Genomic DNA, 13,821 nt, shown 5'->3' on the forward strand with positions numbered 1-13,821 from the left:
TCAAAGGAAACCATCATGGCAGACTTCAATAAAATCCTGACCCCGGGCGATGTGGACGGCGGCATCATCAACGTTGTCAACGAAATCCCTGCGGGCAGCAACCACAAAATCGAATGGAACCGCAAACTGGCCGCTTTCCAACTCGACCGCGTTGAACCGGCAATTTTCGCCAAACCGACCAACTACGGCTTCATTCCGCAAACTTTGGACGAAGACGGCGACGAATTGGATGTATTGCTGGTGACCGAGCAGCCTTTGGCAACCGGTATTTTCCTGGAAGCACGCGTTATCGGTGTGATGAAATTCGTTGACGACGGCGAAGTGGATGACAAAATCGTCTGCGTTCCGGCCGACGACCGTAACAACGGCAACGCCTACAAAACTTTGGCCGATTTGCCGCAACAACTGATCAAACAAATCGAGTTCCACTTCAACCACTACAAAGACCTGAAAAAAGCAGGTACCACTAAAGTTGAATATTGGGGCGATGTAGAAGAAGCGAAACAAGTCATCAAAGAATCTATCGAACGTTGGAACAAACAAGCCTAATCGGTTTGCCCCATCCAATATCAAGGCCGTCTGAAAATCAGATTTTCAGACGGCCTTTTTATATCTCAGCAGCCTATCAATCCTTCAAGCATTTTCAAACTGATATTTCAAACGAATCAATCATATTATTTTAAATAATTGTTCCCTAAAGCCGAAATTTCAGACGGCTAGAGAATAGGTTTTCTAGATTGCAATTACAGCATCAGCCCCAAAACGCTTTTTCAAATCCTGCCGCGCATTCTGGTGGCAGTTCCCGTTGTAGTAAATCATGCAGAGCAGAATATAATTCTGGAGGTATGTCGCAGCTTTCTTCATCGTAGAACTCCCCGCCTGCTTTCCGCCATTCGCGCTCAAAATCATAAATTGCCAATAAGGTTTGCATTAGTATTGCTACGGAAGGGGCGATAAGGCGGCGTTTTTCTATTGTACCGTAACCTATTATCAACCAATAAACAGGACTGCCGGGAGCGGTGGTATCAGCAAAAAGAATTGAATCGTCAAACATTATGCCAAATATCGCCCATTCTTCACGCCAGCCTTGTGTAGGCAGATATTGCTTGGTCTTCCTATCCCAGCCGAAGGCCCAATCGTGCCAACTGTTGGGCAATTTGGGATAAGTCACCCATTGTAAAAACAGAGTTTCCATCTCTAGCCAATAATTGGCAAGTGGATTGTCGGAATGCCATGTACCGTCCATATGGCAGTAGAAATCTGCTAATGCACCCAAATGCAGATGACGGTTGTCTTCCAGTGGGGGCAGTTCTTGCAACGTTTCTGTATAGGGAAAACTAAAGGTTTGAGCGAAGGTGCGTATAAGGGAGTGAGACATAAAGTTTGCTTGCTGTATTTTTACGGTTTAAGCCCGTGGAAAATAATGGATTATAGTGGGTTTAATTAGAATCGGGCTTGATGCAGGCTAATGATGTAAGTCATCTGTTCAATTTATTTCTAATCTGCCAATGCTCATCAGTCAGAACATAAATATAGTAAATTCAAATTAGCTATAGGTAAGTGCGGCATTTTACCGATATAACAAAATCGTCTTTAAAACAAACAAACCATTCTTTCTCATTTTCAGACGGCCTCATTAAAGTAACGCCTATACCAAAAATAAGGAGTGCTTCAATGACTGCTACCACAACTGACCCACGCGCCAAGCTGCCTGAGACGCCTTTGTCCGGCAACGAAGCCTTGAAAGAGCGCAGCGATTATCTGCATGGTACGATTAAGGAGGAGTTGAAAGACGACTTTACCGGCGGCTTTACTGCCGACAACTTTCAGCTTATCCGCTTCCACGGTATGTACGAACAGGACAACCGCGATATTCGTGCCGAGCGTACCGAACAAAAACTTGAGCCTTTAAAAAACATGATGTTGCGTTGCCGTTTGCCCGGCGGCATCATTACGCCGAAGCAGTGGCTGGGTATCGACAAATTTGCCGGTGAAAATACGATTTACGGCTCTATCCGCCTGACCAACCGTCAAACCTTTCAATACCACGGCATTCTGAAAACCGATTTAAAACAGGCACATCAGGCATTGCACAAACTAGGTCTCGATTCCATTGCCACAGCCAGCGATGTCAACCGTAATGTGTTGTGTACCAGCAATCCTGTACAAAGCACTTTGCACCAAGAAGCCTATGAATGGGCGGCGCGCATCAGTATGCACCTTCTGCCGCGTACCATGGCATATGCCGATGTCTGGCTGGACGGTGAAAAAGTGTTTACAACCGAGCCGACCGAGCCGCGTAATAAAGAAATTGCTGATGAGGTCGAGCCGATTTTGGGTAAAACCTATTTGCCGCGCAAATTTAAAACTGCCGTCGTAATTCCGCCCGACAACGATGTGGACATTCATTCCAACGATTTGGGTTTTGTGGCGATTGCAGAAAACGGCAAGTTGGTGGGCTTCAATGTATTGGTCGGCGGCGGCTTATCCAGTGAACACGGCAATACTAAAACCTATCCGAACACTTCTTACGAATTTGGTTTCGTTCCGCTTGAATACACCCTCAATGCTGCCGAAGCTGTCGTTAGTACCCAGCGCGACTGGGGCAACCGCAGCGATCGCAAAGCTGCCCGTACACGCTATACGCTGCAACGCGTGGGCGTGGATGTGTTCAAAGAAGAAGTCGAAAGACGCATGGGCATTAAGTTTGAACCCATCCGCCCTTACGAGTTTACCCATCGTGGCGACCATATCGGCTGGGTACAAGGGCATGAAGGCAACTGGCATTTGACTTTGTTTATTGAAAACGGCCGCCTGCTCGATTATCCCGGTAGACCATTGAAAACAGGCATCCGCGAAATTGCCAAAATCCATCCCGGTGACTTCCGTCTGACGGCCAATCAAAATCTGGTGGTCGCCAATGTACCGCCGGAATTAAAAGATACGATTGATAAAATCGCCAAAGAACATGGATTAATCAGCAAATCGATTACCATCCAGCGTGAGAACTCGATGGCCTGCGTTGCCTTGCCGACTTGTCCGCTGGCGATGGCGGAGGCTGAGCGTTTCCTACCGACATTCTCCGATAAAATCGACGCAATGTTCGCTAAATATGGTTTGGAAGACGAATACATCGTTTTGCGCGTAACCGGTTGTCCCAACGGTTGCGGTCGCGCCATGCTGGCGGAAATCGGTTTGGTCGGTAAAGCCGTCGGACGCTACAACCTCTACGCAGGTGGCAACCGCGAAGGCACCCGCATTCCGCGCCTGTTTAAAGAAAACATTACTGAACCTGAAATCCTTGAAATTGTCGAAGGCTGGGTGGCAGATTGGTCTCGAAACCGTTTAGATGATGAAGGTTTTGGCGATTTTGCCATCCGTACCGGCATCGTCAAACCTGTATTGGACGCTCCGCGAGACTTCTGGGCATAATGCATACAACCAGATCCGCAAGTCTACAATAAGAAAATAGAGAAAACCAAAGGCCGTCTGAAAATCAGATTTTCAGACGGCCTTTTATATTGTGCGTATTTATATTAAAGATGGAATATAAACCGAATCAGCGACGGCGGCCAAAGCCCCGACCCATACTTGGGCGGCGGTAGTTGGAAGGCTGACGCGCGGTTTCGCGGTAACGCTGTTGCTGTTGAGCGTTTTGTTGCTGGGCACGCAGGGTGCGCGTATTCAGCTGTTGGCTGGTGCGTCTGTTTGGACGTGCGGTTTGATAATAGTTGGCACGGGCTTGACGTGCAATCGGGCTGTTTTGATTGCTTGCCTGTGTGAATTTGTTGGCCAATGCGTTGCCGATAAATGCACCGGCTGCCGCGCCCACCAAGCTTTGCAGCAGCCAGCTGCCGGTGGATTGGTCGTAGATATATTGTTGGCCGTCTGTACCGGTTACCGGTTGGCCGTTGTTGCCGTTGGCTTGTGCCTCGGCAGGAATGGTGTCTTTCACGGCTTCAGGCGTGAGCTGGTAAACCGTATTGTCTTCTTGTTGGCCGTTTTGTTGTGCCAACTGTTGTTGTAATGCTTCGATTTGTTTTTGTTGCTGCTCAAGCTGCGCTTGGGTATTGTCTTTGCAGGCAGCAAGGGCAAAAGTGGAAAGGGCGGCTAAGGCAATCAGTTTTTTCATTGTTTTTCCTGAGAGAAGTTTGTCTTTGCCGAGATTTCGGCGGAGTGTGTTCGCCTAATATTAAACCATTTCCCTGTTTTTCAAGTAGTTTTACAAAATAATATTGGAAAGTTGCGCTGCAAATGCACGGCTGTTGGCAGCCAGATTGCCCAGTGCGGGCATTTCGTGTTCGGTTTCGATAATCAGCAGGTTGGCAGGGCGGCGGGTGTGCAGGGACATTTGCATTTCAGCGGGAGAGAAGGGCATGTGATGGCGTTTGGCGAAAGCTTCGGCGCGTTTGTTGGCGGTTTTGAGCATAGGCAGCAGGGTAATGTCCAAATGGAAACGGCGTACGCCCAAAACCAAAATACGCGCTGCGAAGAAATCCGCTTCATCAGTAAAAACGTTGGGGCTGCTTTGATTGAAGTCGTGGCGCTCTGCGGCAATCAAGGTCGCGATGGTGCGTACTTGCGGAATCAGGGCTTCGCTGATGAGGCTGTCAGGCGAATCAGGCAAAGTGTGCATGTTGAGCATGCTGTGGTGGCTGTTGCTGTCAACGACCATGCGGCAGGTGTGTAACATTTGTGTTTGGCTGTGGATTTTAGTTGAGGCAGTCATGGCTGTATTCCTTATTTCTTAAAAATGGGTGGATTTAAGCGGCCATGGTGGGTATAAAAAAAGCCGCTCAAATGAGGCGGCTCTAATTTGCGTATTTTCAATTTGGTCTGTTTTAGACAAGCGCAAAAAAGTACCGCACGTTTGTGTGGTACCAATAGAAGAAAGTAGCAGAGCGTTGCGCGGTTTGCATGATGAAAATACGTCTTTAATGTATAAAAGAATGGAACGTAGTTTAAAACAAGAATGCCAGTAATTTCAATATCCAATCGACAAAACCCACCAATAAATCTACAAGTTGTTGTAATCCTTCCAATTTATTTTCTTTCGAGTGAGTCAAATTTGCACAATTATAATGCAAAACCGGGTGAATTGATAACAATCCGAGCAGGCTCTTTAAAAAGGCCGTCTGAAAACTGAATTTCAGACGGCCTTTATTTTTGTTTATCCAATCAATAAATGTCGCGTTGGTAGCGTTTGTCTTCGCGCAGGTCGTTGAGGTAGTCTTCGGCTTCGTCACGGCTGAGTTTGCCTTGGGTTTCGATGACTTCGATCAGGGCGTTTTCGACATCGCGTGCCATGCGTGTAGCGTCGCCGCAGACGTAGATGTGTGCGCCTTGTTGCAGCCAGTTCCAAACTTCGGCGGCGCGTTCGGTGATTTTGTGTTGGACATAGACTTTGTGTTCGCCTTGTCGGCTCCATGCGAGGTCGGCGCGGGTGAGGAGGCCGTCTTTGCGCCAATCGCTCCATTCGAGTTGGTAGAGGAAGTCGTCGGCTAGGCGTTGGTTGCCGAAGAAGAGCCAGTTTTTGCCGCTGTCGCCATTGGCGGCGCGTTGTTGCATGAAGGAGCGGAAGGGGGCAACACCTGTGCCTGCGCCGATCATGATGATGGGTGTATCGCCCTTTTGGGGCAGGCAGAAGTTGGGGTTGGGTTCGACAAAGACACGGATTTCGCTGCCTTCTTCGAGGCGTTCGCCCAAGTAGCCGGAAGCTGCACCGGTGTAGGTGTGGTCGTGGTGGTCGAAACGGACGACGCCGATGGTGAGGTGGACTTCTTCGCCGACTTCATCTTGTGCGGAGGCGATGGAGTAAAGGCGAGGGGTTTGTGGACGGAAGAGGCTGTATAGGGTTTGTGCGTCCAGTGGGTGCGGATAGGCGGCAAGTACGCCTACGGGCGGTGTGGCGGCGAGGTAGGCATCCAGTTGGGCTTTATCTGCAACTATGGTTTTGAGTTCCTCGTTGTTTGTTAATTCGGCGTATTGTTGGACGAATGCCGGTGTGTTTTGGGTGATGTCTGCGGATTCGGTCAGGGCGGTGCGGATGTCGGTTTCGCGGCCGTCTGAAAGTTGGACGGTTTCGTTGCCGTTCAGTTGGTTGAGGTCGAGGATTTCTTGAACGAGGTCGGCGGAATTAAGCGGCCATACGCCGAGCGCGTCGCCTGCCTGATAATACAAACCTGAGCCGCTGAGATCGATTTCGATGTGTTCGACGTCTTTTTCCGCGTCGCGCGAGGTGATTTTTTGGCGCACGGATAGGGTGGCTATGTAGGGGTTTTCTTTGGTGTAGATGGCATCGTTGCTTGGTGTGGCTGAGCTGTTTGGTGCAGCGGTTGTACTTGGACTTGTTGCTTGGGCGGTTAACTCAGCCACTTTGGGTACGACGGCGGCAATCCATGCGTCGGCATCGGCCTGGAATTCTAAGTCGCAAATGCCCAAGTCGTTCAGACGGCCTGCACCCAGTTCGGCAAATTTGGCATCAAAGTCTTTGCCTGCTTGGCAGAAGTTGGGATAGGAGGAATCGCCAAGGCCCAAGACGGCAAAGGTGAGTTTGCTGAGATCAGGTTTCTTTTTGCCGTAGATGAATTTGTACAAGGGTAGGGCTTCTTCGGGCGGTTCGCCTTCGCCTTGGGTGGAGGTAACCAAAAGGACGATGTCTTCGTCGGGCAGGGTTTTGCTTTTGAAATCGCCTGCGCTGCTGAGGCGGGCTTCTACGCCGGCGGCTTGAAGTTTGGCGTGTAGGGATTCGGCAACGCTGCGGGCATTGCCGGTTTGGGAGGCGGAGAGGACTAACACGCGGCGGCTGACTGCCGAAGCGGCCGTTTGCAGGGCAGATGGTTCGGCTACTATACCGGATACGCCTTGGCTTTGCGCCCAGCAATAGCCGGAGAGCCAGGCAAGTTGGGTGGGGGATAGTGTGGAGAGTTGGACGGAGAGTTCGGGGGGAAGCGGATTGGCTTGGCTCATTTGGATTCCTTTATTGGACGGCTATAACCGATTGTTTGAATAATGGACAGTCGCCACTTTAAACAGGCCGTCTGAAAAAAGGAAAGAATGCTTGGTTTTAATTTAAGATGATTTCGTTATATTCGGGAAGGTATTAGCCCGTCTGAGCATACCTGTTCAGACGGCCTTGGATTGGATAGAAACGAGATTTTCAGTTTCCGCTGGAGAGTTTCATCACTACGACGCCGGAGATGATGAGAAATGCGCCAAGCCAGCGGCCGAAGTTGGCAGCATCGTTGAAAAATACAACGCCTACCAAAAAAGCCCCTGCCGCGCCTATGCCTGTCCAGACGGCGTAGGCTGTACCCATCGGAATACTTTTTTGGGCAAGGTAAAGGAAGTATCCGCTGCCGACGATGCAGGCAAGCGCGGCGGCAAAGCCATGCCAGCGGTAGCCTTCCTGTTGTGCCAGCTTCAAGCCCAATGGCCAGCCGATTTCCAGCATACCGGCTAAGATTAAATAAAACCAACTCATAATATGTCCTGATAGTGTGTTAAGGTTTCAGACGGCCTTAGAAAGATTGTTTTCTTCCGAGAGTTCAACGCGTTGTCCGATATCTTTTAGATTGGAGTATTGTTCGACCAAGCGCGGTACATCGTCCAAGCTCATTGCAAACATCCATAAATAAGTGCTGACGGAATAGATATGGCCGGCGCTTCCGTAGCCTTTAAGCGTCATGTGTATAAAGGCGAAGCCGAACAATACGCTCATCGCCATGCCGATACTGAGATAGCCTAAGGCTTCGCGGTTGGAAATCAGCACGCGTAGTTTGGCAAACCAGCCATAGTGGCGGTAGAGCTGATGCTCGTTGCCGTCGCGGATAAGGTGGTTGTCGCGTTCAAACCGATTGTTTAAATGGAAATATAGGTTTTCGCTGATGGCGGCAAAACGCGGCAGCAACCATAAAAACAGGGCAAGTATCGCGACAGCCAATACGCCCACCCAAAATTCCAATATCAGCAACATCATACATGCACCGAAGATGGAGACCAGCGAAGTAGCAGCGATGGGCAGGTGTTCTTCAAAAAAACTGACAAACTCGCGCGATAGGGCAACGCGTGCGGTAATGGCGGAATGCGGTACTTCTCGCTTGCGCTGTTCCAAAACGACCGGGACGGCTATTTCAGTATAGATTTTGGTAAATGTACGCGTATCGGCTATCCTTCGGGCGGCGCCGATTATCCACATTAATAAGACCACCACACCATACAACATTGCCTGCCAGACGTTGCCTTCCATAACGGCATTAATCGCCCAGCCTCCAAACACGGGATATACCAGCAAGAGCAGATTATCCAAGCCGACGAGAGAGAAGGTTGTGATGAGTTTGCGGCGGTGTGTTTGACCGATGTGTTTCAACATTTTCCACATGGTTGCCCTCCTTCCTTATTTAGTATTGAGGGTTTGCGCCATTAATTCGGCCAACGCGTCCAAATCGGCAAACAGTCGGGCTGCACGTTTTTCACCGAAGGCGGTAAAAATTCGTTTGCTGAATTCCTGCATGTTTTGCACCAATGGTGCGGCGGATTCTTTGCCTTGCTCGGTCAGCGACAATAAGCGTTCGCGTTTGTCTTGTTCGCTTTCGTGAAATGTCAGCAAGCCTTGTTCCGCCAGCGTTTTGCATGTGCCGGAAACGGTTTGCTTGGGCAGGCTCCATTCTTCGCCTATGTGTTTTTGAGTGCGGCTGCCTTCGGTGGCCAAGGTGTAGAGAACGGCGAAGGTATTGAGTTGGTGTTTTGCTGTTTAATCCATTGGTCAAATGCGCTGTCTATGTGGCTGATACGCATGCCGAGTTGGTCGAGCTGATTCATAAATTGGTCTCAATATTGACTAATTGGATGCGGATTATAGTCATGTTTAGGACTAATTGCAAATGGAGGGCCGTCTGAAACAATCATTTTCAGACGGCCTTGAAACCGTTAAAATAATTAATGTAGAAACGATATATTCAAACTACGATAAACCTAATAAAACCATCTTCAGCACATACGCCATGATTCATTTCTTATCTCAAAACATCTCCTCTAAACAAGCCACTGCCATCGGGCTGCTTGCCGTTGCTTTGTGGAGCTTTGTCATTTCTCTGATACGCTCTTTGAGCCTGCATATGGGGGCAGTGGGCGGAGCGGCAATGATGTACACCCTGTCCACCGTATTGATTTGGCTGATTTTCGGCCGGCCGCATTTACGCAATTACAACCGCAGCTATCTGTTTTGGGCGAGTGTGTTTTTTGTCGGCTGCGAACTGTGTTTGTCGCTCTCGGTCGGTTTTGCGCAAAACGCGAGACAGGCGGTGGAAATCGGCATGGTCAATTATTTGTGGCCGACGTTTACCATCGTCGGAGCGGTATATTTCAACAAACAGCCGTCAAAATGGTGGATAGTCATCGGCTTTGTGCTGTCGTTTTTAGGGATTGCCACTGTATTGGGCGGCGATGTCGGCTTGTCAATTTCCGGCATCTACCACAATGTCCGCACCAATCCCGGCGGCTACATCATGGCATTTGCGGATGCGGTGTTTTGGGCGGCATATTGTACGCTGACGGCGCGCGTGAAAGCGGAAGGCAGCAGCGTCGGCTTTTTCTTTGCGCTGGTGTCGATATTGTTGTGGATAGAGTATTTTCTCAGCGGCGCGGATACGTTGAGTTTTGATTCCGTATCGCTCGGCTATGCCGTTGCCGCCGCGTCTTGTATGGGCTTGGGCTATGCAGTGTGGAATATCGGTATTTCGCGCGGCAACCTGACCGTATTGGCAGGCGCATCTTATTTCATTCCGGTATTGTCTGCGGTAGTGTCATCATTTTTGATTAGCGCGCCTTTGTCCATGACATTTTGGCAGGGTGCGGGAATGGTGTGCTTAGGGTCGATTGTATGTTGGTTGGCGACCCGGAGAAAACGGATGGTGTGAGGTAATATCCCATAGTTTTGCGATATAACGAAAACAGCTTTTTTAACAACCAAACATTCTTTCCCATTTTCAGACGGCCTGTTTAAAGTAGCAGTCAGTTTGAGAAATCACGAGAAATGGGAAAGAATCATGACCGTAGCTTCCGCTCCGCTTTTACGCTTCATTACCGCTGGCAGTGTCGATGACGGCAAATCCACCCTCATCGGCCGCCTGCTCTACGACAGCAAAACCTTACTGACCGACCAGATTGACAAGCTCAACCGTGCCACTGAAAACGGCGAAACGCCTGATTTTGCCAGTTTGACAGACGGCCTTGCCGCCGAGCGCGAACAAGGCATTACCATTGACGTGGCCTATCGTTATTTCGCCACGCCCAAACGCAAATTCATTATTGCCGACACGCCGGGACACGAGCAATACACGCGCAATATGGTTACCGGCGCATCAACTGCTGATGCCGCCATTATTTTGGTCGATGCCACGCGCGTCGATTTTTCCGGCAGCGAGCCTGTCCTCCTGCCCCAAACCAAACGCCACAGCGCGATTCTAAAACTTCTGGGCTGCCCCAACATCATCGTCGCCGTCAACAAACTCGACCTGCTCGACTTTGACGAAGCCAAATATCAAGCCATTATCGAGGCCTATCGAAAACTGGCGGAACAAATCGGCCTCAAAGCACAAATCCACTTCCTACCCATCAGCGCCTTAAAAGGCGACAATATCGTCAATGCCAGCAGCCAAACCGCGTGGTATGAAGGTTTGCCGCTTTTGCCTTTGCTTGAAAGCCTACCTGTCAACCGTCAAAATGCCGCTGACCAAGCCGCGCATTTTCCCGTACAACGCGTGGCGCGCCAAGATGGCAGCAGCAGCGACGACTTCCGCGGCTATCAAGGCAGATTGGAAGCAGGCCGTCTGAAAGTGGGCGATGAAGTTAAAGTTTTACCCAGCGGCCATGTTGCCAAAGTTGCCGAAATCTATAATGCAAACGGTAAAACCGAATCTGCCGAGGCAGGGGAAGTGTTGACTGTCGTTTTGGATACCGATATCGATATTTCACGCGGCAACAGTATTGTTTCAGCCGACAGCGCCATTGTTCCCGAACAACAATTTCAAGCCGCGCTTTGCTGGTTTGACGATATTCCGCTCAATCTGCGCCGCAAATATTTGCTGAAGCACACTACCCAAACCACGCCCGTAAAAATCAGCGAAATTGCCTATGTTTGGGACGTGAACACCCTCAGCCGCGTCGAATCCGCCGAAACGCTCAAGCTCAACGACATCGGCAGCGTCAGCCTCAAAACCCAGCAGCCGCTTTCTGCTGCCGCATACGAAGACAACCATGCACAAGGCGCGTTTATTTTGATTGACGAAGCCACCAACCATACTGTCGCAGCAGGCATGATACGCAAAGTCAGTGAAACAAACAGTTTTGAAATTTAAAAGAAAGTTGCAATAAAAAAAGGCCGTCTGAAGTTTCAGACGGCCTGTTATTTTATCCAAGGCGAAATGCTTATGCGCCGTAAACCGGATATTTATTGCACAAAGCAGTCACTTGTTCGCGGACTTTGGCGAGGTTGGCTTCGTCTTCAGGGTTGGCCAATACGTCGGCAACCAAGTTTGCCAATACGCGCGCGTCGGCTTCGTTAAAGCCGCGTGTGGTCATGGCGGCGGAGCCGATGCGGATGCCGGAGGTAACGAATGGTTTTTCCGGATCGTTCGGGATGGCGTTTTTGTTGACGGTGATATGAGCTTTGCCCAAAGCGGCTTCGGCGGCTTTGCCGGTGATTTTCATCGGTTGCAGGTCAACGAGGAAAACGTGGCTTTCAGTACGGCCGGAAACGATGCGCAAACCGCGTTTAACCAACTCTTCCGCCATAGCGGCAGCATTGATTTTCACTTGTTTTGCGTATTGTTTGAACTCAGGTTGCAACGCTTCTTTAAACGCCACGGCTTTGGCAGCGATAACGTGCATCAACGGACCACCTTGCAGGCTTGGGAAGATAGAAGAGTTCAGCGCTTTTTCGTGGGTATTGTCACGGCACAAAATCACACCGCCGCGAGGGCCGCGCAGGGTTTTGTGGGTGGTGGTGGTTACGAAGTCGCAGAATGGTACGGGGTTAGGATATTCGCCGCCAGCAATCAGGCCGGCATAGTGCGCCATGTCGACAAAGAGGTATGCGCCGACTTTATCGGCGATTTCGCGGAATTTTGCCCAATCGATTTGTAGCGCATAGGCAGATGCGCCGGCCACAATCATTTTAGGTTTGTGTTCAAGCGCCAAGCGTTCTACTTCGGCATAATCGAGAACTTCGTTTTCATCCAAACCATAAGTAATGGCGTTGTAGAGTTTGCCGGAGATGTTAACGCTTGCGCCATGGGTCAAGTGGCCGCCGTGTGCCAGAGACATGCCCAAAATGGTGTCGCCCGGTTTCAAAACTGAAGCATATACGGCTTGGTTGGCTTGCGAGCCGGAGTGCGGTTGGACATTGACATATTCTGCGCCAAACAACTCTTTAGCGCGGTCAATCGCCAATTGTTCGACAATATCAACGTATTCGCAGCCACCGTAGTAGCGTTTGCCAGGATAGCCTTCGGCGTATTTGTTGGTCAATTGCGAACCTTGGGCTTCCATAACGGCACAGCTGACGTAGTTTTCAGAGGCGATTAGCTCGACGTGGTCTTGCTGGCGCTTGTCTTCTTGGGCGATGGCTGCTGCCAAATCGGGGTCATATTGTGCGAGGGTAACGCTTTTTGAAAACATGTTCTCGATTCCTTTGTGATGGGCTGAAAATATGGGATGGAGTGCTGCGGATTGGTTCAAGATGAACTATTTTTCTTGCATTGTCAACAATTGTGTCGGGTGTTTGGTTTCAGACGGCCTGAGATTGAAGGGTTTATTTGAAAATATCATCTTGTTTTAAATGAAAATCCATTTTTTCCAGAAGTGCGACCAAATCGGATTCGGCTTGGGCGGCTTTAAGATTTTTTGCCAGTTCTACCAAGGCTACTGCATTTAATCGTTCTTTCTCCAACCGTAGAGCTTCTTCGCTGAAGATTTTGATATTGTCTGCCGATTCGGCGGCATCTATTTTTTCAAATGGATAAAATGATTCTTCGTGCACGGCCAAACCGTCAGGCAAGGGGGCAGCATGGTTGAAATCGGCATCATTGACCGGCATCCATGAAGGATGGTTTTCAAGCAGGATAAATTGTCCGTCCATGCCGTTGATATGACGGAATAGGGTGGTTCGGCCATTGTGTAAACGCATAAGCCCGATTGTATGCCCAAGTCGGCAAACCGTCTAGAAACCTGTTTCTTTCCATTGGGACGATGGCTAATGGTGATATTATTAATTTTGACATAAAACAGTTTCGGCTTAAAAAAGACTGGATAAAACGCCCGTGTTTGTTATAATGAAGCTAAAGATTAATTCGTCCTAGTTTTTGGCAGCAGTACTTTTTTATTTAATTAACAAGAGAGGAAAACAAAATGTTTCCAGAATATCGCGATCTGATTTCTAAACTGAAACAAGAGGATGCACACTTTGCCCGTTTGTTTGAGGAGCACAACGAGCTGGACGATAAAATTACCGGTTTGGTGAATAACGTGGTAACCAGCGGCGCCGAAGAAATCGAGGAGCTGAAAAAAGCCAAACTCAAACTCAAAGACGAATTGTATGCCCTTTTGCAAAAAGCAGCAGGCAAATAATTAAAATTTGAATAAGGCCGTCTGAACGGTATGATGGAAATCTCAGATTCCCTTTCATGCCGGTTTAGACGGCCTTTTTAATTATTAGGCATTTGGTTATTTTTATTGGCTTAATTTAACGAATAATTGTAAATCACTCTTAATTGCATTGAAAACTCTGTTAAGTTTATTTAAAATCTCGAATAATTTTTATTT

The 13,821-nt window shown here is 49.1% G+C and carries 13 protein-coding genes and 1 pseudogene; 5 read left to right on the forward strand and 9 right to left on the reverse strand.

The window, feature by feature from the left end:
* Nucleotides 1-15 precede the first annotated feature (15 nt).
* The gene (locus ACTHTG_RS04250) at nucleotides 16-549 is read left to right on the forward strand and encodes an inorganic diphosphatase (protein ID WP_004520013.1); all 534 of its coding nucleotides are present in this window, start codon (nucleotides 16-18) and stop codon (nucleotides 547-549) included.
* A 202-nt stretch (nucleotides 550-751) separates the two neighbouring features.
* Here the strand turns inward: ACTHTG_RS04250 and ACTHTG_RS04255 are convergent, their stop codons facing one another.
* Nucleotides 752-1,378, reverse strand: coding sequence for a hypothetical protein (locus ACTHTG_RS04255; RefSeq protein ID WP_440360519.1), 627 nt, complete (start codon nucleotides 1,376-1,378; stop codon nucleotides 752-754).
* Between the two features lie 296 nt (nucleotides 1,379-1,674).
* Between ACTHTG_RS04255 and cysI the strand changes: the two genes are divergently transcribed.
* Nucleotides 1,675-3,432, forward strand: coding sequence for an assimilatory sulfite reductase (NADPH) hemoprotein subunit (cysI, locus tag ACTHTG_RS04260; RefSeq protein WP_440360518.1), 1,758 nt, complete (start codon nucleotides 1,675-1,677; stop codon nucleotides 3,430-3,432).
* Nucleotides 3,433-3,559: 127 nt separating this feature from the next.
* On the opposite strand, the gene ACTHTG_RS04265 is transcribed toward cysI, so the two are convergent.
* The 6 genes and pseudogenes from ACTHTG_RS04265 to ACTHTG_RS04290 all read right to left on the reverse strand — a co-directional run bounded on the left by ACTHTG_RS04265 (nucleotide 3,560) and on the right by ACTHTG_RS04290 (nucleotide 8,820).
* Nucleotides 3,560-4,132, reverse strand: a complete 573-nt coding sequence (locus ACTHTG_RS04265) for a hypothetical protein (RefSeq protein ID WP_004520009.1) — start codon at nucleotides 4,130-4,132, stop codon at nucleotides 3,560-3,562.
* Nucleotides 4,133-4,222: 90 nt separating this feature from the next.
* Nucleotides 4,223-4,729, reverse strand: coding sequence for a hypothetical protein (locus ACTHTG_RS04270; protein ID WP_003685697.1), 507 nt, complete (start codon nucleotides 4,727-4,729; stop codon nucleotides 4,223-4,225).
* Between the two features lie 449 nt (nucleotides 4,730-5,178).
* Entirely contained in the window at nucleotides 5,179-6,969 is a 1,791-nt protein-coding gene (locus ACTHTG_RS04275; protein WP_049344187.1) for an assimilatory sulfite reductase (NADPH) flavoprotein subunit, read from the reverse strand.
* Between the two features lie 190 nt (nucleotides 6,970-7,159).
* Nucleotides 7,160-7,483: a DMT family transporter gene (locus ACTHTG_RS04280; protein ID WP_004520006.1), complete on the reverse strand. Its 324-nt coding sequence runs from the start codon at nucleotides 7,481-7,483 to the stop codon at nucleotides 7,160-7,162.
* A 27-nt stretch (nucleotides 7,484-7,510) separates the two neighbouring features.
* Nucleotides 7,511-8,380, reverse strand: coding sequence for an ABC transporter six-transmembrane domain-containing protein (locus ACTHTG_RS04285; protein WP_070588398.1), 870 nt, complete (start codon nucleotides 8,378-8,380; stop codon nucleotides 7,511-7,513).
* Between the two features lie 15 nt (nucleotides 8,381-8,395).
* A pseudogene (locus ACTHTG_RS04290) lies at nucleotides 8,396-8,820 on the reverse strand (MarR family winged helix-turn-helix transcriptional regulator).
* Between the two features lie 182 nt (nucleotides 8,821-9,002).
* Between ACTHTG_RS04290 and yddG the strand changes: the two are divergent.
* Complete coding sequence (gene yddG, locus ACTHTG_RS04295) at nucleotides 9,003-9,917, forward strand: aromatic amino acid DMT transporter YddG (protein WP_039862220.1); 915 nt, start codon at nucleotides 9,003-9,005, stop codon at nucleotides 9,915-9,917.
* Between the two features lie 129 nt (nucleotides 9,918-10,046).
* Nucleotides 10,047-11,357 carry a sulfate adenylyltransferase subunit 1 gene (locus tag ACTHTG_RS04300; RefSeq protein ID WP_004520002.1) on the forward strand — a complete coding sequence of 437 codons (1,311 nt, stop codon included), beginning with the start codon at nucleotides 10,047-10,049 and terminating at the stop codon, nucleotides 11,355-11,357.
* 70 nt (nucleotides 11,358-11,427) lie between these two features.
* On the opposite strand, the gene glyA is transcribed toward ACTHTG_RS04300, so the two are convergent.
* Nucleotides 11,428-12,678, reverse strand: a complete 1,251-nt coding sequence (glyA, locus tag ACTHTG_RS04305) for a serine hydroxymethyltransferase (protein ID WP_004520001.1) — start codon at nucleotides 12,676-12,678, stop codon at nucleotides 11,428-11,430.
* Between the two features lie 133 nt (nucleotides 12,679-12,811).
* On the reverse strand, nucleotides 12,812-13,186 hold the full coding sequence (locus tag ACTHTG_RS04310; protein ID WP_039862199.1) for a hypothetical protein: 375 nt from the start codon (nucleotides 13,184-13,186) through the stop codon (nucleotides 12,812-12,814).
* Between the two features lie 221 nt (nucleotides 13,187-13,407).
* On the opposite strand from ACTHTG_RS04310, the gene ACTHTG_RS04315 reads away from it, so the two are divergent.
* Complete coding sequence (locus tag ACTHTG_RS04315) at nucleotides 13,408-13,626, forward strand: YdcH family protein (RefSeq protein WP_003746288.1); 219 nt, start codon at nucleotides 13,408-13,410, stop codon at nucleotides 13,624-13,626.
* The last annotated feature ends 195 nt before the right edge of the window (nucleotides 13,627-13,821 follow it).

The sequence above is a fragment of the Neisseria sp. P0017.S009 genome (assembly GCF_051957375.1).
GTDB lineage: Bacteria > Pseudomonadota > Gammaproteobacteria > Burkholderiales > Neisseriaceae > Neisseria > Neisseria perflava.

Excerpts from the sequence above, each read along its gene's own strand:
- ACTHTG_RS04250 (WP_004520013.1), top strand. The coding sequence starts at position 16 with ATGGCAGACTTCAATAAAATCCTGACCCCGGGCGATGTGGACGGCGGC.
- ACTHTG_RS04255 (WP_440360519.1), bottom strand. The coding sequence starts at position 1,378 with ATGTCTCACTCCCTTATACGCACCTTCGCTCAAACCTTTAGTTTTCCC.
- cysI (WP_440360518.1), top strand. The coding sequence starts at position 1,675 with ATGACTGCTACCACAACTGACCCACGCGCCAAGCTGCCTGAGACGCCT.
- ACTHTG_RS04265 (WP_004520009.1), bottom strand. The coding sequence starts at position 4,132 with ATGAAAAAACTGATTGCCTTAGCCGCCCTTTCCACTTTTGCCCTTGCT.
- ACTHTG_RS04270 (WP_003685697.1), bottom strand. The coding sequence starts at position 4,729 with ATGACTGCCTCAACTAAAATCCACAGCCAAACACAAATGTTACACACC.
- ACTHTG_RS04275 (WP_049344187.1), bottom strand. The coding sequence starts at position 6,969 with ATGAGCCAAGCCAATCCGCTTCCCCCCGAACTCTCCGTCCAACTCTCC.
- ACTHTG_RS04280 (WP_004520006.1), bottom strand. The coding sequence starts at position 7,483 with ATGAGTTGGTTTTATTTAATCTTAGCCGGTATGCTGGAAATCGGCTGG.
- ACTHTG_RS04285 (WP_070588398.1), bottom strand. The coding sequence starts at position 8,380 with ATGTGGAAAATGTTGAAACACATCGGTCAAACACACCGCCGCAAACTC.
- yddG (WP_039862220.1), top strand. The coding sequence starts at position 9,003 with ATGATTCATTTCTTATCTCAAAACATCTCCTCTAAACAAGCCACTGCC.
- ACTHTG_RS04300 (WP_004520002.1), top strand. The coding sequence starts at position 10,047 with ATGACCGTAGCTTCCGCTCCGCTTTTACGCTTCATTACCGCTGGCAGT.
- glyA (WP_004520001.1), bottom strand. The coding sequence starts at position 12,678 with ATGTTTTCAAAAAGCGTTACCCTCGCACAATATGACCCCGATTTGGCA.
- ACTHTG_RS04310 (WP_039862199.1), bottom strand. The coding sequence starts at position 13,186 with ATGCGTTTACACAATGGCCGAACCACCCTATTCCGTCATATCAACGGC.
- ACTHTG_RS04315 (WP_003746288.1), top strand. The coding sequence starts at position 13,408 with ATGTTTCCAGAATATCGCGATCTGATTTCTAAACTGAAACAAGAGGAT.